This is a genomic window from Klebsiella sp. A-Nf5, from assembly GCF_002810545.1.
Lineage (GTDB): Bacteria > Pseudomonadota > Gammaproteobacteria > Enterobacterales > Enterobacteriaceae > Klebsiella > Klebsiella variicola.
This window is the reverse complement of the sequence record NZ_PIOG01000254.1, coordinates 191,342-215,883: the sequence shown is the minus strand read 5'-3', so window position 1 is coordinate 215,883 and position 24,542 is coordinate 191,342. Positions and strand designations below refer to the sequence as shown.

The 24,542-nt window shown below is 54.1% G+C and carries 25 protein-coding genes; 12 read left to right on the top strand and 13 right to left on the bottom strand.

All coding sequences use genetic code 11. The features are described 5' to 3' along the window. Positions 1 to 2 precede the first annotated feature (2 nt). The 4 genes from trmH to gmk are packed head-to-tail and all read right to left on the bottom strand — an operon-like array spanning position 3 to position 3,789. The gene (trmH, locus tag CWM53_RS24395) at positions 3 to 692 is read right to left on the bottom strand and encodes a tRNA (guanosine(18)-2'-O)-methyltransferase TrmH (RefSeq protein ID WP_074386943.1); all 690 of its coding nucleotides are present in this window, start codon (positions 690 to 692) and stop codon (positions 3 to 5) included. 4 nt (positions 693 to 696) lie between these two features. After that, complete coding sequence (gene spoT, locus CWM53_RS24390) at positions 697 to 2,817, bottom strand: bifunctional GTP diphosphokinase/guanosine-3',5'-bis pyrophosphate 3'-pyrophosphohydrolase (RefSeq protein WP_074386944.1); 2,121 nt, start codon at positions 2,815 to 2,817, stop codon at positions 697 to 699. 18 nt (positions 2,818 to 2,835) lie between these two features. Beyond that, positions 2,836 to 3,111, bottom strand: coding sequence for a DNA-directed RNA polymerase subunit omega (gene rpoZ / locus CWM53_RS24385; protein ID WP_000135058.1), 276 nt, complete (start codon positions 3,109 to 3,111; stop codon positions 2,836 to 2,838). 54 nt (positions 3,112 to 3,165) lie between these two features. Then, positions 3,166 to 3,789, bottom strand: coding sequence for a guanylate kinase (gene gmk, locus CWM53_RS24380; protein WP_002922664.1), 624 nt, complete (start codon positions 3,787 to 3,789; stop codon positions 3,166 to 3,168). A gap of 258 nt (positions 3,790 to 4,047) precedes the next feature. On the opposite strand from gmk, the gene ligB reads away from it, so the two are divergent. After that, positions 4,048 to 5,724, top strand: a complete 1,677-nt coding sequence (ligB, locus tag CWM53_RS24375; RefSeq protein ID WP_100729711.1) for an NAD-dependent DNA ligase LigB — start codon at positions 4,048 to 4,050, stop codon at positions 5,722 to 5,724. 5 nt (positions 5,725 to 5,729) lie between these two features. Here ligB and CWM53_RS24370 read toward each other — a convergent pair whose 3' ends face one another. After that, the gene (locus CWM53_RS24370) at positions 5,730 to 6,347 is read right to left on the bottom strand and encodes a trimeric intracellular cation channel family protein (protein ID WP_074386946.1); all 618 of its coding nucleotides are present in this window, start codon (positions 6,345 to 6,347) and stop codon (positions 5,730 to 5,732) included. 274 nt (positions 6,348 to 6,621) lie between these two features. Between CWM53_RS24370 and CWM53_RS24365 the strand changes: the two genes are divergently transcribed. Beyond that, a complete protein-coding gene (locus CWM53_RS24365; RefSeq protein WP_100630962.1) occupies positions 6,622 to 7,881 on the top strand; it encodes a chloride channel protein in 1,260 nt (419 codons plus the stop codon). Positions 7,882 to 7,931: 50 nt separating this feature from the next. On the opposite strand, the gene CWM53_RS24360 is transcribed toward CWM53_RS24365, so the two are convergent. Further along, positions 7,932 to 8,795: a YicC/YloC family endoribonuclease gene (locus tag CWM53_RS24360; protein ID WP_100630963.1), complete on the bottom strand. Its 864-nt coding sequence runs from the start codon at positions 8,793 to 8,795 to the stop codon at positions 7,932 to 7,934. A gap of 637 nt (positions 8,796 to 9,432) precedes the next feature. Here CWM53_RS24360 and CWM53_RS24355 point away from each other — a divergent pair. The 6 genes from CWM53_RS24355 (at position 9,433) to pyrE (ending at position 15,787) form a co-directional block, all read left to right on the top strand. Then, positions 9,433 to 11,133, top strand: a complete 1,701-nt coding sequence (locus CWM53_RS24355; protein ID WP_100729712.1) for a lysophospholipid acyltransferase family protein — start codon at positions 9,433 to 9,435, stop codon at positions 11,131 to 11,133. A gap of 86 nt (positions 11,134 to 11,219) precedes the next feature. Next, positions 11,220 to 12,185 carry an HlyD family secretion protein gene (locus CWM53_RS24350; protein WP_012967055.1) on the top strand — a complete coding sequence of 322 codons (966 nt, stop codon included), beginning with the start codon at positions 11,220 to 11,222 and terminating at the stop codon, positions 12,183 to 12,185. Further along, positions 12,178 to 13,095: an ABC transporter ATP-binding protein gene (locus tag CWM53_RS24345; protein ID WP_074386950.1), complete on the top strand. Its 918-nt coding sequence runs from the start codon at positions 12,178 to 12,180 to the stop codon at positions 13,093 to 13,095. Before CWM53_RS24350 ends, CWM53_RS24345 begins: the two co-directional genes overlap by 8 nt. Beyond that, a complete protein-coding gene (locus CWM53_RS24340) occupies positions 13,082 to 14,221 on the top strand; it encodes an ABC transporter permease (RefSeq protein WP_100676478.1) in 1,140 nt (379 codons plus the stop codon). The genes CWM53_RS24345 and CWM53_RS24340 overlap by 14 nt, the downstream gene beginning before the upstream one ends. A gap of 95 nt (positions 14,222 to 14,316) precedes the next feature. Further along, entirely contained in the window at positions 14,317 to 15,033 is a 717-nt protein-coding gene (gene rph, locus CWM53_RS24335) for a ribonuclease PH (RefSeq protein WP_002922602.1), read from the top strand. A 112-nt stretch (positions 15,034 to 15,145) separates the two neighbouring features. Beyond that, positions 15,146 to 15,787, top strand: coding sequence for an orotate phosphoribosyltransferase (gene pyrE, locus CWM53_RS24330; RefSeq protein WP_008806829.1), 642 nt, complete (start codon positions 15,146 to 15,148; stop codon positions 15,785 to 15,787). Between the two features lie 37 nt (positions 15,788 to 15,824). On the opposite strand, the gene CWM53_RS24325 is transcribed toward pyrE, so the two are convergent. The 4 genes from CWM53_RS24325 to coaBC form a co-directional block, all read right to left on the bottom strand. Then, complete coding sequence (locus tag CWM53_RS24325; RefSeq protein WP_077268425.1) at positions 15,825 to 16,841, bottom strand: SMP-30/gluconolactonase/LRE family protein; 1,017 nt, start codon at positions 16,839 to 16,841, stop codon at positions 15,825 to 15,827. 175 nt (positions 16,842 to 17,016) lie between these two features. Continuing rightward, the gene (gene slmA / locus CWM53_RS24320) at positions 17,017 to 17,613 is read right to left on the bottom strand and encodes a nucleoid occlusion factor SlmA (protein ID WP_008806831.1); all 597 of its coding nucleotides are present in this window, start codon (positions 17,611 to 17,613) and stop codon (positions 17,017 to 17,019) included. Positions 17,614 to 17,737: 124 nt separating this feature from the next. Then, positions 17,738 to 18,196 carry a dUTP diphosphatase gene (gene dut, locus CWM53_RS24315; protein WP_012540306.1) on the bottom strand — a complete coding sequence of 153 codons (459 nt, stop codon included), beginning with the start codon at positions 18,194 to 18,196 and terminating at the stop codon, positions 17,738 to 17,740. Further along, positions 18,174 to 19,388 carry a bifunctional phosphopantothenoylcysteine decarboxylase/phosphopantothenate--cysteine ligase CoaBC gene (gene coaBC, locus CWM53_RS24310; protein WP_074387093.1) on the bottom strand — a complete coding sequence of 405 codons (1,215 nt, stop codon included), beginning with the start codon at positions 19,386 to 19,388 and terminating at the stop codon, positions 18,174 to 18,176. The genes dut and coaBC overlap by 23 nt, the downstream gene beginning before the upstream one ends. 172 nt (positions 19,389 to 19,560) lie before the next feature. Here coaBC and radC point away from each other — a divergent pair, with 172 nt between their 5' ends. From radC to mutM, 4 genes are all read left to right on the top strand, one after another. Then, on the top strand, positions 19,561 to 20,226 hold the full coding sequence (radC, locus tag CWM53_RS24305) for a RadC family protein (RefSeq protein WP_061152949.1): 666 nt from the start codon (positions 19,561 to 19,563) through the stop codon (positions 20,224 to 20,226). 216 nt (positions 20,227 to 20,442) lie between these two features. Then, positions 20,443 to 20,679: a 50S ribosomal protein L28 gene (gene rpmB, locus CWM53_RS24300; RefSeq protein ID WP_002436699.1), complete on the top strand. Its 237-nt coding sequence runs from the start codon at positions 20,443 to 20,445 to the stop codon at positions 20,677 to 20,679. 20 nt (positions 20,680 to 20,699) lie between these two features. Further along, positions 20,700 to 20,867, top strand: a complete 168-nt coding sequence (gene rpmG, locus CWM53_RS24295) for a 50S ribosomal protein L33 (protein ID WP_002922510.1) — start codon at positions 20,700 to 20,702, stop codon at positions 20,865 to 20,867. A gap of 135 nt (positions 20,868 to 21,002) precedes the next feature. Continuing rightward, a complete protein-coding gene (gene mutM, locus CWM53_RS24290; protein ID WP_061152954.1) occupies positions 21,003 to 21,812 on the top strand; it encodes a bifunctional DNA-formamidopyrimidine glycosylase/DNA-(apurinic or apyrimidinic site) lyase in 810 nt (269 codons plus the stop codon). A gap of 192 nt (positions 21,813 to 22,004) precedes the next feature. Here the strand turns inward: mutM and coaD are convergent, their stop codons facing one another. The 3 genes from coaD to waaA are packed head-to-tail and all read right to left on the bottom strand — an operon-like array spanning position 22,005 to position 24,531. Beyond that, positions 22,005 to 22,484, bottom strand: a complete 480-nt coding sequence (gene coaD, locus CWM53_RS24285; protein WP_008806836.1) for a pantetheine-phosphate adenylyltransferase — start codon at positions 22,482 to 22,484, stop codon at positions 22,005 to 22,007. A 2-nt stretch (positions 22,485 to 22,486) separates the two neighbouring features. Then, positions 22,487 to 23,257, bottom strand: a complete 771-nt coding sequence (locus CWM53_RS24280) for a glycosyltransferase family 2 protein (RefSeq protein ID WP_008806837.1) — start codon at positions 23,255 to 23,257, stop codon at positions 22,487 to 22,489. Next, positions 23,257 to 24,531, bottom strand: coding sequence for a lipid IV(A) 3-deoxy-D-manno-octulosonic acid transferase (gene waaA / locus CWM53_RS24275; RefSeq protein ID WP_008806838.1), 1,275 nt, complete (start codon positions 24,529 to 24,531; stop codon positions 23,257 to 23,259). Before waaA ends, CWM53_RS24280 begins: the two co-directional genes overlap by 1 nt. Between the last annotated feature and the right edge of the window lie 11 nt (positions 24,532 to 24,542).

The window sequence follows — 24,542 nt, the reverse complement described above, 5'->3', positions numbered from 1 at the left end:
GTTTACCTCGTTGCCTGCATGGTAGCCCACCATGCGTCATCGGCTTCCACTTCGCCCTGCTCGTTGACGTGGGGGTAAGGCAGACCTTTTTGTCGGGCGACGCGGGCCAGCACCGGATAACCGCCTTCGAACAGCAGGCGCTGCTGCTCTTCCGGCGGCAGCATGCTGTTGGCGCGTTGGTACATCCCGGCGTTTTGCCGCTGGCGCTGCGCCTCGTAAAGGATCAGCGCCGAGGCGACGGAGACGTTCAGCGACTGTACCATGCCGATCATTGGGATAATGATGTCCTGGTCTGCCAGCGTCAGCGCTTCCTGGGTGATGCCGGTTTTCTCCTGACCCATCAGGATACAGGTTGGGCGCGTATAGTCGATTTCACGAAAATCGATGGCTTTGTCGGAAAGGTGAGTGGCGAGAATTTGCATGCCCTGGCCTTTCAGGTGGCCGACGGCATCTGCGATGGTGCGGTGGGTTTTCACCTGCACCCAGCTGTTGCTGCCCGCGGCGGCGGAGGCCATGGTACGCATCCGGCTGCTTGGCCAGACGGCATGCACTTCGTGTACGCCAACGGCGTCTGCGGTCCGAATGACCGCAGAGACGTTATGAGGCTTATGGACCTGCTCCATACAGACCGTCAGGTCAGGCTGACGCCTGGCGAGCATCTCGCAGATACGCTCGTAGCGCTTTGAGTTCATAAAGCTAGTTTCGGTTACGGGTGACTTTAATCACGTCCGGCATGACGCGGATTTTGCGCATGATATTCGCCAGATGCACGCGGTCGCGCGCGGTCAGGCGGATAAAGGCGCTGTATACGCGGCCATCTTTCTCTTCCGTATTCAGGCTCTGGATATTGGAAGACGCGGTGTTGATCGCCGCCGTCAGGTTAGCCAGCGCGCCCTGGTGGTTAAACATGTCCACCTTGATTTCGGTGATGAACTCCTGAGCGGTCTCTTTATCCCACTCAACCGCCATAAATTTCTCCGGCTCTTTCTGATAGCCGCGAATGTTACGACAGGATTCATGGTGGATAACCAGCCCCTTACCCGGGCTGACGTGGGCGATGATCGGGTCACCAGGAATCGGACGACAGCACTTGGCGAAGGTAATCAGCACGCCATCGGCGCCTTTGATCGGCAGATGTCCGTGGTTCGAGGCGTTAGCCGGTACCGGTGCGGCAGAGGCTTCGCCCTGCTGCAGATTTTTGGCGACCACGACGCTCATGGCATTGCCCAGACCGATTTCCGCCAGCAGATCGTCAAGCGAGGCCAGCTTCATGCGGTCAAGTTCGCGCTGGATATTTTCCGGCGGGATCTCGGCGAGTTTGCGGCTACCGCCCAGTGCGTGATTGAGGAGACGACGGCCAAGGCTGACCGAATCGTCGCGCTTAAGGTTTTTCAGCAGCTGACGGATCTTGGCGCGCGCTTTCGAGCTGACGACAAAGTTCAGCCAGGCGGCATTCGGGCGTGCGCCCGGCGCGGTGATAATTTCGACAGTCTGGCCGCTGGAGAGCGGCTGCGACAACGGATAAGGCTGGCGGTCGACGCGTGCGCCAACGCAGGCATGGCCGATATCAGTATGCACCGCGTAGGCGAAGTCCACTGGCGTGGCGCCAGCGGGCAGTTCGACAATGCGACCTTCCGGGGTGAAAACGTAAATCTCATCCGGGAACAGATCGGATTTTACGCTCTCGATAAATTCAAACGAGCTACCGGCGCTCTGCTGCAGCTCCAGCAGGCTTTGCATCCAGCGCTGAGCGCGGATTTGCGCGGTGGTGCTGCTTTCGCCGCCGTGCTCTTTATAAGCCCAGTGCGCCGCAACCCCCATCTCCGCCATCTGGTCCATGTCTTCGGTACGAATTTGTACCTCAACCGGGACGCCGTGGGGGCCGATCATCGAGGTGTGCAAAGACTGATAGCCGTTCGCTTTCGGAATGGCAATGTAGTCTTTGAAACGACCTGGACGCGGTTTGTAGAGGCTGTGCATCTGGCCGAGCACGCGGTAGCAGACATCGGCATCATGGACGATGACGCGGAAGGCGTAGATATCCATGATCGAGTGAAAACGCTGCTCTTTGAGCACCATTTTGCAGTAGATGGAGTACAGATGCTTTTCGCGACCGCTGACGCGGCAGGGGATGCCCGCTTCCTGCAACCGTCCTTCGATTTCGGAGAGGATCTTTTGGATCATCTCTTTACGGTTGCCGCGCGCCGCTTTGACCACCTCTTTAATGACGCGGTAGCGGTTAGGGTACAGCGCTTCAAAGCCCAGCTCTTCGAGCTCGGTCTTGATGTGATGGATACCTAAACGGTGCGCCAGCGGGCTGTAAATTTCCAGCGTTTCGCGGGCGATGCGGCGGCGTTTATCCGGGCGTAACGAGCCCAGAGTACGCATGTTGTGGGTGCGGTCGGCAAGCTTGATGAGGATGACGCGGATGTCCTGCACCATCGCCATGATCATTTTGCGAAAGTTTTCGGCCTGCGCCTCTTTCTTATCGCGAAACTTGAGCTTATCAAGTTTCGACACCCCCTCTACCAGTTCGGCAACGCTTTTACCAAAAAGCTGTTCCATGTCCTGGTAGGTGGCGGGGGTATCTTCAATCACATCATGCAGCAGCGCGGCCATCAGCGTTTCATAGTCGAGCTTCATCTCGGCCAGAATGCAGGCTACCGCGACAGGGTGCGTGATATAGGGTTCACCGCTTGAACGTGTCTGACCCTCGTGAGCGTCACGTGCAACGAGATACGCCTGCCGAAGGCGCTTGATTTGCTCTTCCGGCAGGTAGTTTTGAATCAGCTGATTCAGGCTTTCAAACAGATACAAGGGCGACCCGCTGTGTGATTAACGACGACCTTCAGCAATCGCGGTAACGGCTTGTAATTCAGCGGCTTCCTGCTCTTGCTGTTCCTGGCGCTCACGTACGTCGAGGATCTGGTTGTTGATCAGACCTTCTTCGATTTCGCGCAGTGCGATAACGGTGGTTTTATCGTTTTCTTCCGGTACCAGCGGATCCTTTCCGCCTACCTGCATCTGACGAGCGCGACGCGCGGCGACCAGTACCAGGTCAAAACGGTTACCAATTTTCTCTACAGCGTCCTGAACAGTTACGCGTGCCATACTTAAAATGCTCCACAGGTGAAGAAATGACTGGGCATGATACTGAATGTGGGTTCAGTCTGCCAATAGTTTGGTGATTAAAGCGCCATGTCGCTGCTTTTGGCGGCTCATGCGCAGACGTTCAGCGCGGATGATATTTTTCAGGTCGCTCAGGGCGGTGTCAAAATCATCGTTCACAATCAGGTAATCATATTCCGCGTAATGGCTCATTTCCGCAACGGCCTGGGCCATCCGTTTCGCGATTACCTCTTCGCTGTCCTGGCCGCGGCCGCGCAGGCGACGGTCCAGTTCATCTTTTGACGGCGGCAGAATAAAAATGCTGCGTGCGCCGGGCATGCTTTTACGGATCTGCTGCGCACCTTGCCAGTCGATATCGAGGAAGACATCGACGCCGGTCGCCAGCACCTGCTCGATCGCTTTACGCGACGTGCCGTAATAGTTGCCAAAGACCTCTGCATGTTCCAGAAACGCGTTTTCGCCAATCATCGAGCGGAATTCGTCGTGATTCACGAAGAAATAGTGTTCGCCGTGCACTTCACCCGGACGCGGCGCCCGCGTGGTATGGGAAACCGATACCTGGGTGTCATACAACGGTTGGGTTTTTAATAAAGCCTGAATCAGGCTGGATTTACCCGCGCCGCTAGGGGCGGAAACAATATAAAGCGTGCCTTGAGCCATGAGTGTCTTTTGTATGTGGTTATCGAAAGAGGTCCTACATACGAGCCTATTATACACGTCGCCGCGGCGTGACGCAGTCATTGTCACACTTTTTGCCGCGGTTTCTTTCATTTTGCCTGCCGTTTTCCTGAATTCGCCAGCCGTTGCTGCAATGAGGCGTAAATCCTGGAAGGCGCTTCGCAAGGCGCAAAAGTACCCATCGCGGTTCGCGGTGTTCTACAGCAGACTCTCCGCCAGGTGACGAAGGAGAGGAATGCTATGCGAAAAGGAGGGTGGTGGCTGGCGATGGGGATGTTCTCTGCCAGCGCGCTGGCGACGTGTCCGGACTGGCCGCCGGCCAAAGGAAGGCAGGAGATTTCACGCCTTCATCAGCAAATTGTCGCCTGGAAAGAGGCCTACTGGCGACAAGGCGCCAGTGAGGTAAGCGATGACGTTTATGACCAGCTCACTCTGCGGCTGGCGCAGTGGCGGCAATGTTTTCCGGACGAGACGCCTGAGGATGACGATCTGCCTCCGCCGACGGGCGATACGCGTCATCCGGTGGCGCATACCGGCGTGCGCAAACTGGCCGATGGCGCCAGCGTTGCCCGCTGGATGAAAAATAAAAACGACCTGTGGGTACAACCTAAAGTGGACGGTGTGGCGGTGACCCTGGTCTATCGCCAGGGGAGTTTGGTTCAGGCCATTAGCCGCGGCGATGGTCTGCGCGGTGAGGCATGGACCGCCCGAGCGCGGCAGATCCCGGCGCTGGTAAAAGTGACGACCGGAGAACTGGCCAACAGCGTGCTGCAGGGGGAGCTGTTTCTGCGCCGGGACGACCATGTTCAGCAGCAGGCTGGGGGGATGAACGCGCGGGCGAAAGTCGCCGGGTTGATGATGCGAGCCGACGCGGCGGCAGCGCTCGGTCAACTGGACGTTTTTATCTGGGCCTGGCCAGACGGCCCGTCGGATATGCGCCGTCGACAGCAGCTGCTGACGCAGGCGGGGTTTAAGTACAGCGGGCAATATACCCACCCGGTGACACGCGTCGAACAGGTGGCGCAATGGCGTCAGCGCTGGTATCGCTCGCCGCTTCCCTTCGTAAGTGATGGTGTGATTGTACGTGAAAGTCGTGAGCCTCCTGGGCGTGACTGGTCTCCCGGAAAGGGAGAGTGGCTGGCGGCCTGGAAGTATCCTCCGGCCTCGCAGGTGATGGAGGTACGGGCGATCCATTTCAGCACCGGCCGCAGCGGCAGGCTCAACGTCGTGGTCCAGCTTGAGCCCCAGCGGCTGGATGATAAACGCGTGCAGCGGGTTAATGTTGGCTCTGTGGCCCGCTGGCAGATGCTGGATATTGGGGTTGGCGATCAGCTGCAGATCAGTCTGGCAGGGCAGGGGATTCCTCGGATCGACGCCGTCGTCTGGCGGACGGCCGAGCGCCATAAACCGACGCCGCCGGCGGCGAAATTCAATGCGCTAACCTGCTATTTCGCCACCCCTGAGTGCAGCGAACAGTTTCTTTCCCGGCTGATCTGGCTGTCATCAAAGTCCGCGCTGGATGTCGATGGCGTGGGGGAACATTTATGGCGCGCCATTCAGCAGCAAAACCCGATGACGCATATTTTTTCCTGGCTGGCGCTTACGGTGGAGCAGCTGCAGGCGGTGCCAGGGATCTCCGCCGCCCGCGGGCAGCACCTCTGGCATCAATTTGATCTCGTTCGCAAACGGCCTTTTATCCGCTGGGTGCTGGCGATGGGGCTCCCGGTGCCTCAGGGGGCGCTGGCGCAGCTCGAAAGCGAGAACTGGCATCTGCTGGCGGCAAAAAGTGAAGCGCAATGGCGCGCGCTGCCGGGTGTGGGGGAGATCAGAGCCCGCCAGCTGGTGGCCTTCCTGCACCATCCGGAAGTGGTGGCGCTGGCGCAATGGCTTAGCGGGCAGCGCATCTCCGGGTTTTGAGGCGGTTAGTGGGTATCATGGGTGTAGTGGAAGACCGGTAGCCCCAGTTTCCAGCGCAGCGCCAGCATGCGGGCGGTAAAGCCGAACAGCAGCGTGGCTAGCACCACCACATCGTGGCTGCTGACATAATGTTGCAGGGCAATATAGAGTACGGCTGCGGCAAACGAGATCCCGGCATACAGCTCTTTCTGGAAGACCAGCGGAATGCGTTTGCAGAACATATCGCGCAGTACGCCGCCAAAAACGCCGGTAATGACCGCCGCGATAGAGGCGATGATCGGACCTTCGCCCATATCCAGGGCGATCTGCGCGCCGATGATGGAAAACACGATCAGTCCCAGCGCGTCCAGCACCAGAAACAGCCGACGAAGGTGCGGCATCACCGGAGCGGCAATGGTGGTAAGGACGGCGGCGACAGCGACAATAATGACATATTCCGGATGTTTCACCCAGCCGAGAGGATAATGTCCCAGCAGGATATCGCGAACGGAACCCCCGCCCAGCGCGGTCGCGGTGGCGATAATAATGACGCCAAACGTATCCATTCGCCGGCGCCCGGCAGCCAGCGCGCCGGTCATGGCTTCCGCGGTAATACCGATTAAATACAGAACATGAAGCAGCATAGATCCCCCCAGGTAATGGCGGGCAGGTTAACGATTTGTGCGCAGGATCACGATTGAGATTTTCTAAAGCGAATCATTTACGCCAGGAAAAATTAATGACAATAGTGCCTGTGATGGCTTTGTTTAAAGGTTTGTTGATTTTGTATTAATTTTTATTGATTAGAAAAAGTAATGATAAATGGAAAGATAGGCATCTATATTGAAAACACTATGAATACCTAATGTTTAAGTCTCGACCTTTATTCTTTTATTTTTCTTCTTCAAGGCCTGAGAAATGAGTGTAGCCGCCGGGAATAAAAATTATCTGACTCGTCTGATAGCCGTGGTATTAACCGGGATTCTGGCTGGCCTGTCCGGCATGGTGCTGGCGCTGATTTTACATGCGATACAGCACCTGGCTTTTGGCTACAGTGCCGGGCAGATCGTCGGTTCGGTGTCATTTTTACAGGGCGTCACGGAGTCGTCCTGGCCACATCGCATCGCGGCAATCGTGGCTGGCGGCGTCGTCGCCGGATTTGGCTGGTGGCTGCTTGGTCGCTATGGGCAGAAGCGGGTTTCCATTGCGGCGGCGGTGGCCAACCCTTCCGCACCCATGCCTGCGGGCACCACAACGATCCATGCCCTGCTGCAGATCGTCACCGTGGCGCTGGGTTCCCCGCTTGGCCGCGAAGTGGCGCCCCGGGAAATGGGCGCGCTGGGGGCGGGGATGGTGGCGCGTAAGCTGGGCCTGCTGGAAGATGAAACCCGGACACTGATTGCCTGTGGGGCGGGCGCGGGTCTGGCGGCGGTGTATAACGTCCCGCTGGCAGGGGCGTTGTTCAGCCTTGAGGTCATGCTGCTGTCGTTTAGCTGGGAAAAAACGCTGGCGGCGATGGTCACCTCGGCGATTGCCGCCTGGACGGCCACCCTGGGGTTAGGGGATGAATCGCAATACCATTTTGTTTCCAGCGCACTCCCGTACACCTTTCTCTGGTGGGCGATTCTGGCGGGCCCGATTCTTGGCACCGGCGCCTGGCTTTTTCGCAAAGCGACCAGCGCGGCGCGTTCACGCGTCCGAAGTAACTGGCAGATGCCGGTGTTCTGTCTGCTGGGTTTTTCCCTTCTTGCCATTCTGAGCCTTTATTTCCCCGAGCTTCCGGGCAATGGCAAGGGACCAATGCAGCTGGCGCTCAGCGACGGGCTGCCTCTTTATACCGTCGCTATCCTGTTAGTGTTGAAGATGGTGGTGATCCTGGCGGTGCTGCGCGGCGGTGCGGAAGGCGGATTGTTAACCCCGGGGCTGGCGGTAGGCGGACTGGTCAGTCTGCTGCTCTGCGCACTCTGGCAGCTCGGCTTCCCTGGCGGAGATAAAAGCAGCTTCGCTCTGGTGGGGGCGGCCGCGTTTCTCGCCGCCTCCATGCAGATGCCGCTCACGGCGGTGGCGCTGGTGATGGAATTTACCCACATGGATCACAGCTATCTGGCCCCGATGCTGCTGTGCGCGGCAGGAGCGTTTTTAACCTGCAGGATCCTGGATAAAAAATATTTCTTCTGAAATAAATGAAAAAAAGGCCGGAAAACCGGCCTTTAGTAGTGTGCCTGAGCTTACTCGATATTCTGGATTTGCTCGCGCATTTGCTCGATCAGCACTTTCAGCTCAATCGCGGAGTTGGTGACCTCGGCGTTAATCGATTTTGACGCCAGGGTGTTCGACTCACGGTTGAACTCCTGCATCATAAAGTCGAGACGGCGACCCACAGCCTCTTTCTTTTTCAGAATGTTGTAGGTCTCTTTAACGTGCGCTTCGAGGCGGTCCAGCTCTTCGGCAACGTCGATACGCTGCGCCATCAGCACCAGTTCTTGCTCAAGACGGTTATTTTCCAGCTGCACTTCCGCGTCTTCCAGTTTGGCAACCAGACGCTCGCGCTGCCACTGAAGAATTTCCGGCATATGAGCGCGAACTTTCGCCACTTCGCCGCTCACGCCTTCAAGCCGCTGCTCGATAAGCGCTTTCAGGGCCTGGCCTTCCGTTTCGCGGGCGACGATGAAGTCGTCCAGCGCGCCGTCCAGGGCTGACAGAATGTCGGCTGCGATGGCGTCGAGATCCTGCTCTTTGGCAGCCATCACGCCCGGCCAGCGCAGGATATCAACCGGATTGATTTCCCCTTCATCGCTCTGCATTTTCACCCAGTTGGCAGCGTTGACCAGCTGCTTCGCCAGGTTTTCGTTGAGGATGAGTTCACCCTGCGCGCTGGGATCTTGTTCAAAACGCAGGGTGCATTCGACTTTACCGCGAGTCAGGCGGGCGCGAATGCGCTCGCGTACCACGGGCTCCAGACTACGGAACTGCTCCGGCAGGCGGAAGTACGTTTCCAGATAGCGCTGGTTTACCGAGCGCAGCTCCCATGCGGCGCTACCCCAGTCACCCTTGATTTCACGGCGGGCATAGGCGGTCATACTGCGGATCATAGACGTTCCTGTTTTCGTAATAATGAATGCAAGGATTATAGCTATGCGGGCGGTGACTTAACAGGAATAGTGATGAAATACCTGGATGGCGATTGTTTTGAAGGGCATAACCGCAATGTATTTCATGCAATTACTAAGTTAAGTGAACGGTATGCTTCTGTTGTGGGTAGAAATAAGACTTTTTGTATTAGCAACTTTACGTCAATTATGTAGTTAAGTTATTTTGATTTAATTATTTAGGCTTCCTGAATAAATGATTTCGAGTTATTCTGACAGCATAGACTAATAACGTTTGTCTGTAGTTAATAATTTTGATGTTATTTAAAGTGGGCATAAAATCCAGATGGTGCGATACGGGTTAGTTTCTTGCCAGAAAAACTGCTCAGGGGGGCGTGTGCAAAATATAAATACACGAAATGACATGGTGTATTATCTTTAAGCGTTATATATGTTTTTTTTGAATTCATTACGATGAAAATATTTAACCTGTCATTGTTTGTATTGCTGTCATGAATATTAGTGCTTCAACTATATCCATTAATTTTGTATTGGCGTATTTTAATTTTGGACGGTATTGTCCGACAGAAAGATCACGAGTATAGTCGTTTTAGATTAGTTCTATGAAAAGGATTTTAATATGAACGCTATCTTTGACAGGGTCATTAGAGAGTTTTTTCCTGATGCTAATATACCATGCTGGAAAAAATGGGTTTTCAGCGCCGCGTTTGGCAGTAAGGTATTCTCTCGTTTAATAAATGATGAACGGTTAATTAATAGAAATGGCGTAGACTGGGTTACTTCTGTCGTTGATTTTTTTAACGTTCGATGTGAGACGGAATACTCTGAATTTAATAATATACCCCGACACGGTGCTACGGTTGTTATTTCAAATCATCCGACGGTGATGGATGGTATTGCTTTAATACATACTGTCTCTCAGGTTAGAAAAGATATAAAAATCGTGGCTAACCACATTTTGCCAATGATATTCCCACAGGTAGCAGAACTTACCATTGGTATTGAGAATATGGCTGGTAAAATGAGCCATAAGAAATTCAGGGAGATGAACGATCATCTGAAGAACGGTGGTGTGTTGATTATTTGCCCTGCAGGTAAGCTGGCTAGCTGGTCTCTCTCAGGTTTACAGGAACATCAATGGAATCCCGGTTTTTTACAACTGGCGATGAGAAACAACGCGGCGCTGGTACCTGTTCATATTTCGGGATCAAACAGCAAAACTTATTATTTTGCTGCGACGGTCTGGCGGCAACTGTCAAATATAATGATTATTCGTGAAGCGCTACGCCATCGTGGTAAGACCATGAAAATCAAAGTGGGGCAGCAAATAGCCTTATCTTCGTTTAATCGATTTAATAAAGAACTGTCGGTCGCGGCAAATGTATGTTTGATGCATCTCCAGAGCATCGGAGAGAATGGCCCGGCGCTTGTAGATACGGTTTCTCCACACGAATTAACAGGCAGTCGAGAGAGTTTAATAAGCGCCATAGAAGAGTGTGAAGTATTAAGACAATTTGATGATGGTAGAAAACTATTGATATATCGCAGCAAGACTCACGGAGCCTCACCCATTATCGATGAGTTAGGGCGCTTACGCGAACGCTGTTATCGCGATATTGGCGCAGGCTCTGGTAAAGACAGAGATAACGATATTTTTGATGAAACTTATTACCATGTCATTTTATGGGATCCATCTGATGAAGAAATTCTGGGCGCCTATCGTCTAATACCCGTTGGTGAGCAGTTAGCGCAACACGGAATAACAGGCCTCTACAGCAACAGCCTGTTCAAGTACCATAATAATGCCTATTCCTGTTTAAGCCAGTGTGTGGAAATCGGCCGTGGATTTATCCAGAAGCCTTATCAAAAAAGTAATGTTCTTGATTATTTATGGCGCGGGATATTTGATTTTATAAAAAGATATCCAGACTATAAATATTTGTTAGGTGTGTTGACGATCCCCGGCTCTTTTCCTGAAGAGGTGCAGAAACTCATTGTAAGCTTTTATAATATGTACTTTCCCAGTTCGGTTAACTTTTGTACGCCAATTCAATTATTCACTGCAGAAGGTGCACAAAGTGATAGCCCATTTTCCGGAAATGATTTTAGAGACGACTGGCGTGTGCTTAACGATTTACTGAGAGAAAAAGGTTATGAACTACCATGGCCTTTTAAACAGAGCGCTAAATGGTTTTCTCCAGGCGGATCGTCGATTCTTGCATTCACAAAAGATGATGCTTTTCACTCGATCGCTGGTTTAAACCTGAGTGCTCTCGATAAATTGAATGAAATATACTTTAAGCATTATTTAAAGGATTAAACTGACGATAACGTTAGGGTTTGGAATGAGAATAATTCAATCCAGACATCAGTAATGAAAAACTCTATGCGTACGGATGCGTTTTAATGCAAAAGCCAGTAAATATATTTATTGTTGTGATAGCGATGCTGATGATAACGGGGTGTGATAACAAACCGGAGAACAGGTTATCTGGTTATTCACATGGCGAATTTGTCTATCTTTCTTATTCTTCCACTGCAAAAATTGAACAGCTATTCATTAAGAAAGGAGATAATGTCACGCCTGGGCAAGAGTTAGTGAAGATTGAGTCCTTTGATGCGCAAAATATTTTCCTGCGAGCTGAGGAAAAACTTTCTGCAGAGAGCGCATTATTGCGAAATCTGGAGTCGGGAGAGCGGCCTGAAGAGCTGGATATTATTCGTGCCCAGATTAAAAAAGCACGATCGGCGGAATCCCAGGTAAAGCGTCAGCTTGAGCGGTATCGTAATCTTTACGCCAGTCGCGCCATCTCGCTCGCAGAATGGGAGGATATCCGGGATGAGTTAACGCAAAAAGGCGCGCAGGTTGAAGAGTTAATTAATCAACTCAAAGCGCGGCAACTGCCTGCCCGTCAGGATGAGATTAGCAAACAGCTCTCGATGGTGGCCGCGGCAAAACTCGAACGTGACAAGGCGCTTTGGGATGTCCAGCAAACGACGATTGTTTCTCCGGTCAATGCTAAAGTCTTCGATATTATTTATCGTGCCGGGGAACGGCCCACTGCCGGCAGACCAATAATTAGTCTGTTACCTCCTGAGAATATAAAAGTACGCTTTTTTATACCCGAGGCGATGCTTGGTAAATTTAAAATCGGAACTAAGGTAAAACTGATATGCGATGGTTGCGCTGAGCCCATTGCTGGCGTGATTAACTACATCAGTCCTGAAGCGGAATTTACGCCTCCGGTTATTTATAGTACGAAACGCCGGGAGAAACTCATTTTTATGGCTGAGGCTGTTCCTGCCCGGAAGCAGGCTGAGCGGATGAAAATCGGCCAGCCGTTTGATGTGGAGGTTATTGGTAATGAATAATCTTTGTATTGATGTAAAAAATCTCAATAAGTATTTTGGTGAGCATCACGTCGTAAAGGATTTCTCTTTGCAGGTGGCAAAAGGCGAAATTTATGGTTTTCTTGGGCCGAACGGTAGCGGGAAAACAACATCGATTCGGATGATGTGTGGTTTGATTACCCCGGATTCAGGTGAAGGCTCTTGTCTGGGCATGGACATCTTTACACAGCGGGAAAAAATAAAAAAAAAGATAGGTTATATGACCCAGTATTTCTCGATGTGGGGAAATTTAACCATCCGGGAAAACTTACTTTTTATCGCGCGGTTGTATAGCCTCGATCAGCGTAAGGCCCGGGTTGAACACGCGCTTTCAGAGTTAGGTCTCACAACCCGACAGCACCAGCTGGCTAAGGAGCTTTCTGGCGGTTGGAAGCAAAGAATGGCCCTTGCCGCCTGCATGTTGCATGAACCTGTTTTGCTGTTTCTGGACGAACCAACCGCTGGCGTGGATCCAAAAGCGCGGCGCGAGTTCTGGCAAATGCTGCACCAGCTATCGGACCGAGGTATTTCGATACTGGTGAGCACGCATTATATGGATGAGGCCGAGCGTTGCCATAAGGTTGCCTATCTGTCTTATGGCCGCCTGTTGGCAAATGGCACTATTGCGTCGATTATCGCGTCCCAGAATCTGATCACCATGCGAACGAGCGGCGCCGGTCTGACGATGCTTGAAAACCAGCTACAGCGCTTGCCGGATATTGAGCAAACGGTCATTTTTGGCAATCAGCTTTATATTACTTCCAGAGATGAAGCGAAGTTAAAGTCCACGCTTTTTGCATTTACACAACAGGGCTATGAGTTCTGCCAGGTGGATACCAATCTGGAAGATGCATTTACCTATTTGATGAAAAACGATTGTGAAAAAAATTAATTTAAGCTTCTCCTTTACTCGCTGGATCGGTGTGGTTATTAAGGAAATCCATGAATTACGTCGTGATAAAGTCAGCATCAGTATGGTGCTCCTGACACCTATTTTTCAGCTGATCATTCTTGGCTATGCCATCAATATGGATCCCCATAATCTTCCTACCGCTTTATTAAATTATGATACCGAACGCATGAGTCAGATTTTTGTGACGGAAGCGCAAAATACAGGGTATTTTTCGATGATTCCTGTCGATTCAGAAGAAGCAGCTCAGAAAGCGTTTGTTCGAGGAGATGTCACTTTTATCGTGACGATTCCTGAGGGATTCACGCGCAAGATGTTGCGTGGAGAAAAGCCTCAGCTGTTAATTCAGGGGGATGCCATCGATCCGATAACCACGGGGAATGCGCTCAGCGCCCTTGTGCAGGTTGCGAAATCGATGTTTCAACACGATTTGCCGGGCGACATGCGTGTAGAGCAAAACGAGGATGATTTTGAGCTTATTATCCATCGCATGTTTAACCCGGAGGGGATTACCCAGTTTAATACTATTCCAGGTATTATGGGATCGATACTCAGTACAACCTTGATCCTGATGACCGCCCTGTCTATTACCCGTGAGCGAGAAAACGGGGCGTTAGAAAATTTACTGGTCTCTCCGTTATCCGGACTTGAGGTCATCATTGGGAAAATAACACCTTTTGTTATCATTGGTTTGTTTCAGGCGACCTTGATTCTGATTGCCGCCGTTCTGTTGTTCGATATTCCCCTTCACGGTAGCGTCTTCCTGCTATTTTTTGTGTTGTTAATTTATGTCTTTCTTTGCCTGTCAATCGGGATTGGTATTTCTGGCCTGGCACAAAACCAACTGCAGGCGCTGCAAATGTCGTCATTTTACTTTATTCCTTCCATTATGCTTTCCGGTTTTATCAGCCCCTTTATTAGTATGCCTGACTGGGCGAAAGCCATTGGCTCCTGTTTACCGCTGACCTATTTCATCCGACTGGTTAAGGGCATCATGTTGAAAGGATATTCTGCGATGGCATTATTACCCGATCTTTTGCCGTTGATCGGCCTGGCGGTGATTGTGATTGGCGTGGGGTTGAAATCTTATCGTAAAACGCTGGACTGACATTATGTGTGCGCCCGGCACGTGTTGGCATAGGCTTTTCGCCATGAAATTCGTATAATGCGCCCCACATTCGTTTCAAGCCGGAGATTTCTATCATGCGTCCAGCAGGCCGTAGCGCTAATCAGGTGCGTCCCGTCACCCTGACCCGTAATTACACAAAACACGCTGAAGGCTCCGTGCTGGTCGAATTCGGTGATACCAAAGTGCTGTGCACCGCTTCCATTGACGAAGGCGTTCCGCGTTTTCTGAAAGGACAGGGACAGGGTTGGATCACTGCCGAATATGGCATGCTGCCGCGCTCAACGCACACGCGTAACGCGCGTGAAGCGGCAAAAGGCAAGCAGGGCGGCCGGACGATGGAAATTCAGCGTCTGATCGCTCGCGCGCTGCGCGCGGCGGTTGACCTGAAAGCGCTGGGCGAATTCACCATCACCCTCGACTGCGATGTGCTGCAGGCAGACGGCGGCACCCGGACCGCGTCTATTACCGGGGCCTGCGTGGCGCTGGCCGATGCGCTGAACAAGCTGGTGGCAGCCGGCAAGCTGAAAACCAACCCGATGAAGGGGATGGTGGCCGCGGTGTCCGTTGGTATCGTTAATGGCGAAGCCATTTGCGATCTGGAGTACATCGAAGATTCCGCCGCGGAAACCGATATGAACGTGGTGATGACCGAAGATGGCCGCATTATTGAGGTGCAGGGCACGGCAGAAGGCGAGCCGTTCACCCATGAAGAGCTCCTCACTCTCCTGGCGTTAGCCCGAGGGGGGATCGAATCCATTATCACGACGCAGAAGGCGGCGTTAGAAAATTAATGATTAAGGCGACTGAGAAGTCGCCTTTTTTTTTGCGCTTCATCCTTCATTACACCTGCGAAGGATGAACGCGTAGTCTGACAATGATGAAAGTACCAAAAGGAGCGAATCCATGAAGCCGTATCAGCGCCAGTTTATTGAGTTTGCGCTTAGCAAGCAGGTTCTTAAGTTTGGCGAGTTCACGCTGAAATCCGGGCGCAAGAGCCCCTATTTCTTCAACGCCGGCCTGTTTAACACCGGGCGCGATCTGGCACTGCTGGGCCGTTTTTATGCCGAGGCGCTGGTGGATTCCGGGATTGAGTTCGACCTGCTGTTTGGCCCGGCCTATAAAGGTATTCCGATCGCCACCACCACCGCGGTGGCGTTAGCCGAACATCATGACCGCGATCTGCCTTACTGCTTTAACCGCAAAGAGGCAAAAACTCACGGTGAAGGTGGCAATCTGGTTGGCAGCCCGCTGCAGGGGCGTGTGATGCTGGTGGATGACGTGATCACCGCCGGTACGGCGATCCGCGAATCCATGGAGATTATCCAGGCCCAGGGCGCGCAGCTGGCGGGTGTACTGATCTCCCTGGATCGTCAGGAGCGCGGCCGTGGCGAGATCTCCGCCATTCAGGAAGTGGAGCGTGATTACGGCTGCCAGGTGATCTCAATCATCACTCTGAAAGAGCTGATCGCTTATCTGGAAGAGAAACCCGAGATGGCGGAATATCTGGCGTCAGTTCGCGCCTATCGTGAAGCCTACGGCATCTGATGATGCATCCGGCAGCCTCGGCTGCCGGATATTTCCTCTATACCAGCTTAGCGCCCTGCGCATTGACGTACAGCGAATAGATTGACGTACTGGACGCCATAAACAGCCGATTGCGCTGTTCGCCGCCAAAACACAAGTTCGCGCAGCGCTCCGGCAGTTGAATGGTGCCGATATGCTTACCCTGAGGGTTAAAGATCCGCACGCCGTCGAGTTCTTCGTTTCCGCTTCCCCATCCGCACCACAGATTGCCGTCTGCGTCGCAGGCGATCCCATCGGCGGTACCTTTGCCACAGTCGAGATACACCCGTTTATTTTTCAGCGTATTGCCTTCCACGTCCCACGCCAGAATTAAGCGGTTCGGTGTCGCCCGGCTTTCCACCACGTACAGGGTCTTTTCGTCCGGCGAGAAACACAAACCATTTGGCCCTTTTATGTCGCCCAATACCACGCTTAGTTTGCGGCTTTCCGGCTCCAGGCAATAGACGTTTTGCGGCAATTCTGGCGTTGCTTTGTGGCCTTCGTAAAAGCCGCTGATGCCAAATGGCGGGTCGGTAAACCAGATGGTACCGTCTGACTTCACAACGATATCGTTTGGGGAATTGAGGCGCTTACCTTGGTAGCTATCGGCCAGTACGGTGACAGATCCATCGTATTCGGTACGCGTAATGCGGCGGGTGTCGTGCTCGCAACTGATTAAGCGCCCCTGTCTGTCGCGGGCGTGGCCATTGCTATAATTGGCCGGGTAGCGAAAGACGCTGGTTTCTCCACTGATTTCATCCCAGCGTATGATGGCGTTATTCGGAATGTCGCTCCACAGCAGCATTCGCATGTCGCCGAACCAGACTGGGCCTTCCGCCCAACGGAAGCCGCTGGCGATGCGTTCAACCTTTGCGCTGGCAAGCATATAGCGACGAAAGCTGTCATCGACGGCCACGATGCGTGGGTCAGGATAGCGTTCCGAAGGGGCCCATGCTGCGAAGCTTTTTTGACTGACTAGTAGTGATGCGGTTGCCAACCCGCCTATCTTCAATAAATCCCGCCGTGACGTCGCCATCAAATCTCTCCTTGTCGGGTGGTGTTGGGGGAGGGTGAAACGATCAGCAAGCTGGATAGTAGGAAAGGAAAGCGGAAACGCGCATTGGGCAATTCAACCAATGGCCCTGGGATTTGCAACAAACTTACGCAGATTGCGAGGAGAATCATGCAGCCTGGCGGCTGCATGTGAGGATTTACTGCAGCTGTGCGGCGACCAGCGGCCAGCGGGCCTCGAAATCATCCGTCGGACGATATTTGAACTCGCTGCGCACAAAGCGCGACAGCATGCCCTCGCAGAAGGCCAGCAGCTGGCTGGCCAGCAGGGTTTCGTCGAGGGTGTAGCCTTCGCCTTCACGCATTTTTTTCTCGCGCATCACCTGACGCAGCTGTACTTCGATGCGTTCAAAAAGCTGGTTGATGCGGCCCTGTAGCCGGTCCTGTTCGAACATCAGCGCGTGCCCGGTGAGGATACGCGTCAGCCCAGGATTACGCTCGCCAAACCCAAGAATCAACAGAACGATCAGGCGCAGGCGCGCGGTCGTGTCCTTTTCATCTTTCAAAATCAAATTGATGCGCGTAATCAGACTGTCTTCAATGAACTCGATCAGACTGTCAAACATGCGGGTTTTGCTGGGAAAATGGCGATACAGCGCGGCTTCAGAGACGCCGACGGAAGCCGCCAGTTTCGCGGTGGTAATACGTTGACTACCATCGCTGGATTCCAGCATCAGCGCCAGAGATTGAAGTATTTCTTCGCGACGATTCCGTTTCGCAGTTTGCTTTTCTGCCATGTTTTAAAATACCCCTGAAAATAAGCACTTGTCAGGCAGACATCCACAATGCGACCGCAAACCTGAGTTTGCGGTGATGTTATTGCATTATGCGCGTTGGGATGCAGGTTCCGTGTTGCTGGGCTTATTTACGCCCTGAGTGACCGAAGCCGCCTTCGCCGCGGTCGGTGGCGTCAAACTCTTCCACCAGGTTAAATTCCGCCTGCACGACCGGCACAAAGACCATCTGTGCGATACGTTCGCCCGGCTCGATGATGAAGCTCTGCTGACCGCGGTTCCAGACGGACACCATCAGTTGCCCCTGGTAATCGGAGTCGATGAGCCCCACCAGGTTGCCCAGCACCACGCCATGCTTATGACCCAGGCCGGAGCGCGGCAGGATCACCGCCGCCAGAGAGGGATCGGCGATATGAATCGCAAGGCCCGTCGGCAACAGCGTGGTTGCACCCGGCGCCAGCTCTACGGCGTCGTCGAGACAGGCTCGCAGGTCAAGTCCGGCGGAACCGGAGGTGGCATAGGTCGGCAGCGGAAATTGCTGGCCGACACGCGGGTCCAGAATCTTAACGTCGATTTTTTTCATCATAACGGGTCACGATCTCGTCGAGTAATAATTGGCCCAGGAGTTCCTTGCGCTCAAGTGGTAAGCGCTTTTCCCCATCCTGCCAGAAAAGGTGTAATGCGTTGCTATCGCTATTAAAGCCCTGATTAGGCTGAGAAACATCGTTGGCGCAAATCAGGTCGAGGTTTTTGCGGGCACGTTTTTGCCGCGCATATTCTTCCACATTATTCGTTTCGGCGGCAAACCCAACGACGTAAGGGCGATGCGCTTTTAGCGCCGCAACCCCAGCGACAATATCGGGGTTTTTAATCATTTTTATTGTTAATTCATCACCTTGTTTTTTAATTTTATCTTCGGCGATGGCGGCAGCGCGGTAATCCGCCACCGCGGCGCAGCCAATAAAAATATGCTGCTGTTGTGCGCTGGCCTGGACGGCCGCTTCCATTTCCAGTGCGGTAGTGACATCAATGCGCTGCACAAACGGCGGTGTCGGTAGCGATACCGGGCCGCTGACGAGAGTGACCTTCGCACCACGCTGCGCGGCAGCGGCAGCAATCGCGAAGCCCATCTTGCCTGAGCTGTGGTTGCTGATGTAACGCACCGGATCCAACGGCTCACGGGTCGGGCCCGCGGTAATCATGAGGTTGAGATGTTGCAAATCTTTGACAGGGGAGGCGAAATGCTGCGCGGCCATCTCCACGATGGTTAACGGATCGAGCATTCTCCCCGGGCCGACGTCGCCGCAGGCCTGGCTACCGCTGTCCGGTCCCCACAGCAGCAGGCCGCGGGAAGCGAGCGTCTGCAGATTGTGCTGGGTGGCTTGCGCGCGATACATCTGCTGATTCATGGCGGGCACCACGGCAACCGGGGAAGGGGTGGCGAGGCAGATCGTCGACACCAGATCGTTGGCCATGCCGGCCGCCACGCGGGCAATTAAATCGGCGGTTGCCGGGGCGAGGATCACCAGGTCGGCCCATTTTCCGAGCTCAATATGGCCCATGGCCGCTTCCGCCGCCGGATCGAGCAGGCTGTCGGAAACCGGATAGCCGGATACCGCCTGCAGGCTGAGTGGGGTGATGAATGCTTTTGCCGCCTCCGTCATTGCGACACGCACTTCCGCGCCGCGTTCACGCAGTCGGCGCACCAGTTCCGGGGTTTTATACGCCGCGATACCGCCGCTGACGCCCAGGACGATTTTTTTACCCGCCAGAGTCATCATGATGTATTCCTGTTGCCGTAGACCAGAATCCGCGCATCTTATCACAATCCTGTCGCCGTCGTGCCTCTGGTGGGCATTCACTTTGCGAGCGGCTACGCAGGGTGAAAAGCCGCGGGTCGGCAGCGCCGTCAGGCTGTGCCAGGATAGCCTGATTAACGCAGGAGGGCGCATGGACGGAACGGAAAATCTGATGCCACGGGAGAAGATGCTGCAATACGGCATCGAAGCGCTAACGGATGTTGAGCTGCTGGCGCTGTTTCTGCGTGTCGGCACGCGTCGTCAGGATGTGCTCAGCTATGCGCAGGCGTTACTGCAGCGTTTTGGCTCGCTCTACGCTCTGCTTTCCGCGGATAAAGCGCAACTGATAGCCGTGGATGGACTGGGGCTGGCGAAATATGCGCAACTGAAGGGCATTGCCGAGCTGGCGCGACGCTATTTTAGCTCGCAGCTGGTTGAGGAGGCTGCGCTGGTCAGCCCCTCAATGACGCGGGAATTTTTACAAAGCCAGCTCACGGAAGAGGAGCGCGAGATCTTTATGGTGATCTTTTTAGATAATCAGAACCGCGTGTTGAAACATAGTCGCCTTTTTTCTGGTACTCTTAGCCACGTTGAGGTGCATCCGCGAGAAATTGTACGCGAAGCCATCAAAGTGAACGCTGCCGCCGTGATCCTTGCGCATAATCATCCCTCCGGTAGTCCGGAGCCGAGCCAGGCTGACAGGCTGATTACCGAAAGGGTGGTAAAATGTTGTCGATTCATGGAGATACGCGTGCTTGACCATCTGGTCATCGGCCGCGGTGCGTATGTATCTTTTGCCGAACGTGGCTGGATTTAGCCCCGAACTGGCGATCCTTCGGGATCTTTGTCTGTTCGGGACTTGAGCACATCGCCGAGTCAGCGTATACTACGCCACCTTTGAGAATCTCGGGTTTGGCATTTGGGCCTGGCAGTCGAGAGTTCACATTGAACTGCGATGACCAGGCTGTAAAGCCTGACGAGGCGCCAATACCCCATACGAAGCTCGAGCTAATTTGATTTTTGGAGAATAGACATGTCCCGAGTCTGCCAAGTTACTGGCAAGCGTCCGGTGACCGGTAACAACCGTTCCCACGCACTGAACGCGACTAAACGCCGTTTCCTGCCGAACCTGCACTCTCACCGTTTCTGGGTTGAGAGCGAGAAGCGTTTTGTCACCCTGCGCGTATCTGCTAAAGGTATGCGTGTAATCGATAAGAAAGGCATCGATACAGTTCTGTCTGAACTGCGTGCCCGTGGCGAAAAGTACTAAGTACTTAGAGGAAATAAATCATGGCTAAAGGTATTCGTGAGAAAATCAAGCTGGTTTCTTCCGCTGGTACTGGTCACTTCTACACCACCACGAAGAACAAGCGTACCAAACCGGAAAAAATGGAACTGAAAAAGTACGATCCGGTTGTACGTCAGCACGTTATCTACAAAGAAGCTAAAATCAAATAATTTTAGCCTCCTTGTATAAAAACCCCGCTTCGGCGGGGTTTTTTGTTTTTAAAACTTCCCCATATTGCTTTCACATACTCCCTTTTCAGTCCCCTGCCCGTGAAGCACAATACGTCGGGTAAATGGAGGAAAATCATGCCTGAATTACCAGAGGTTGAAACCAGCCGCCGCGGCATCGAGCCGCACCTGGTTGGCGCAACCATTCTGCACGCCGTTGTGCGCAATGGACGGCTGCGCTGGCCGGTTTCCGAAGAGATTTATCGCCTGAGCGATGTACCCGTGCTCAGCGTGCGGCGTCGTGCCAAATACCTGCTTCTGGAACTGCCGGACGGCTGGATCATCGTCCATCTCGGGATGTCGGGGAGTTTGCGTATCCTGAGCGAAGAGCTACCGGCCGAAAAACACGATCACGTTGACCTGGTCATGAGTAATGGCAAGGTGCTGCGCTATACCGATCCGCGCCGCTTTGGCGCCTGGCTGTGGACCAATACGCTGGAAGGCCATCCGGTACTGGCGCATCTTGGCCCGGAGCCGCTCAGCGATGAATTTAACGCCGACTATCTTCAGCAGAAATGCGCGAAGAAAAAAACTGCGATCAAACCCTGGCTGATGGATAACAAGCTGGTGGTAGGGGTCGGCAATATCTACGCCAGCGAATCGCTGTTCTCGGCCGGGATCCATCCCGACAGGTTGGCTTCTTCACTATCGCGGGAAGAGTGTGAGCAACTGGTGAAAGTGATTAAGCTGGTCCTGCTGCGTTCGATAGAGCAGGGAGGCACGACGCTGAAGGATTTCCTGCAAAGCGATGGCAAGCCGGGCTATTTTGCCCAGGAGCTGCAGGTCTATGGCCGCAAGGGCGAACCGTGCCGGATCTGCGGCACGCCGGTTGTCGGGACCAAACATGCCCAGCGCGCGACCTTTTATTGCCGTCAGTGCCAGAAGTAGTTCTCAGGAACAGGAACGTTTGTAGGCCCGGTCAGCGAGCCTGCGGGTGCGCATCTGGTGGGCCGGGGATGTTTGTAGGCCAGGTCAGCGTAGCGCCACCTGGCACAAAGACCGGGACAGAGCCGGTGTGGATGGGCTGGCGGCGCAGTGCAGCGCCAGCCTGCGTAGCTCATGCCCCAGAAGATAGATGCGTTACTTCAGCTTATTCAACAGCGCCTGGTGGACGTTAGCTGGCAGGAAATGAGAAACGTCGCCCTGGTGACGCGCCACTTCCTTCACCAGTGAGGAAGAGATAAACGACCACTCTTTGCACGGCATCAGGAACACGCTCTCCAGCGTTGGCATCAGGTGGCGGTTCATGTGGGCCAGCTGCATCTCATACTCGAAATCCGCCACCGCCCGCAGGCCGCGAATTAAAATATTGGCCTGCTGCGCGCGGGCGAAACTGGCCATCAGGTCGCTAAAGCCGATAACCTCCACGTTAACCAGATGCGCTGTTGCCTGAGTGGCCAGCGCGATACGCTCGTCGAGGGTAAACATCGGCTTTTTGCTCGGGCTCGCGGCGATAGCCAGCACCACTTTATCGAACATGCTCGCCGCGCGGGTGACAATGTCGATATGACCGTTGGTGATGGGATCAAAGGTACCCGGATAGATCGCTTTTGTGCTCATGATTACCCTTTCTCCGAGTAGCCGTGGCTCAGCGCCCACAGCTCGGTATATTTCGTAAACGTATACTGCGCGTTGACCATCGCCAGTAACCAGCCCTGCTTACCGTCCAGCACCCCACCGCGCAGCAGCAGCGTTTTCAGGAACGCGCCCAGGGTATGGCTGAAAATTCCCGCCATCGAGGTCTTCTTGCCCTTGCGGTGGCGCTCAAGCGCCCACGCGGCAGCATACGCCAGCTGTTTTTGCTGGAAGCCAGCGAAGTCGCGGCAGGTCAGATGCAAGAGATCGCCGGTTAGCGGAATGACCTCTGCGCCCAGGCTATCCAGCGATTCATGGACCAGATTATCGTTATAGCGGTAACGGGCGCGTTCGTACAGGCGCAGCACGCGATCGGGATACCAACCGCTGTGGCGCATAAAGCGTCCGAGAAAGTAGTTGCGACGAGCGATGCTGTAGATAGCGCCGCGCTGCGGCGCTGCCAGCACCTTAAGAATAGCCTGCCTGAGTTCTGGCGTGACGCGCTCATCGGTATCGATCATCAACACCCAGTCGCCGGTGGCATAGTCCTGCGCGCGCTGGCGCTGAATACCATAGCCTCGCCAGTCGGTATGGGTATAGACCTGGGCGCCGAGGCGGCGGGCCAGCTCGACGGTGTTGTCGGTACTGCCAGAGTCGAGGACGATGATTTCATCTGCCCAGCTAACGGAGTCCAGACAATCCGGCAGCAGGTCCGCTGCATCTTTGGCGATCATCACCACGGAAAGCCGGTTCGACATTAATGACTCCGTTGCGGCATGTAAGGTTGCAGTAACTTGAGCAGACGCGACAGCGCGCCCTGGTTCTGGTGCAGCACTTCCACCGCGTGACGGCCATACCACAGGCGGTAGTCTTCATCGGTCAGGAGCGTGGACACTTCCCTGACCAGCGAGTCGGCGTCGGTGACCGTGATCAGGCCATCATCCTGCTGCAGCTTGGCGCAGATATCTTTGAAGTTGAAGGTATGCGGCCCCATCAGCACCGGAATGGCATGCGCCGCCGGCTCGAGCGGGTTATGACCGCCGCGTTCCACCAGGCTGCCGCCAACGAAGGCGAGGTCGGCAATGCCGTAGAGCAGCATCAGTTCACCCATGGTATCGCCAATCACCACCTGGGTACTGGAGGAGGGGATCTCGCCGGTGCTGCGCAGAGTAAAGCTCATTCCGGCCTTTTGCACCATCTCACGCGCATCGGGGAAGCGCTCCGGATGCCGAGGAACGAGGATCAGCAGCAGGTTCGGGAAGGTCTCCAGCAGTTTTTTATGCGCCTGCAGGATGATTTGTTCTTCGCCGTCGTGAGTGCTGGTGGCAATCCATACCTTGCGGTGCGGCGCCCATTGGCGGCGCAGCGTAATCGCGCGGGCCGCCAGCTCCGGGGTGACGGAGATATCGAATTTCAGACTACCGGTGACCGCCAGCTGGTTGCGCTTCAGCCCCAGAGCGAGGAAGCGGTTGCCATCCTCTTCATTCTGCGCGGCGATAAGCGTAATACGGCTTAACAGACGGCGCATAAAACCGCCCAGTTTGGCATAGCCTTTAGCGGAACGTTCAGAGAGGCGGGCGTTGGCGATCACCAGCGGGATCTTACGCTTATGCAGCGCGGCCACCATATTCGGCCATAGCTCGGTTTCCATAACGATAACCAGCTTCGGCTGAACGGTATTCAGGAAGCGGTTCATGGCGCCGGGCAGATCGTAGGGCAGATAGACGTGATGGACATCTTTGCCGAACGCCGACATGGCGCGCTCGGAGCCGGTCGGCGTCATGGTGGTGACGGTGATCGGCATCGACGGGTAGCGGTGGCGCAGAGCGCGAACCAGCGGAATGGCGGCCAGGGTTTCTCCGACGGAAACGGAGTGCAGCAGAATGCCATCCGGCTCTACCTTGTTCTGACAGAAGCCATAGCGTTCCGCCCAGCGTTTACGATAGGCAGGAGCCTTACGACTGCGCAGCAGCAGCCGCAGCCACACCAGCGGCTGAATAAGGTAAAGTAGGGTGGTATAAAGCAATTCCAAACTATTTATCC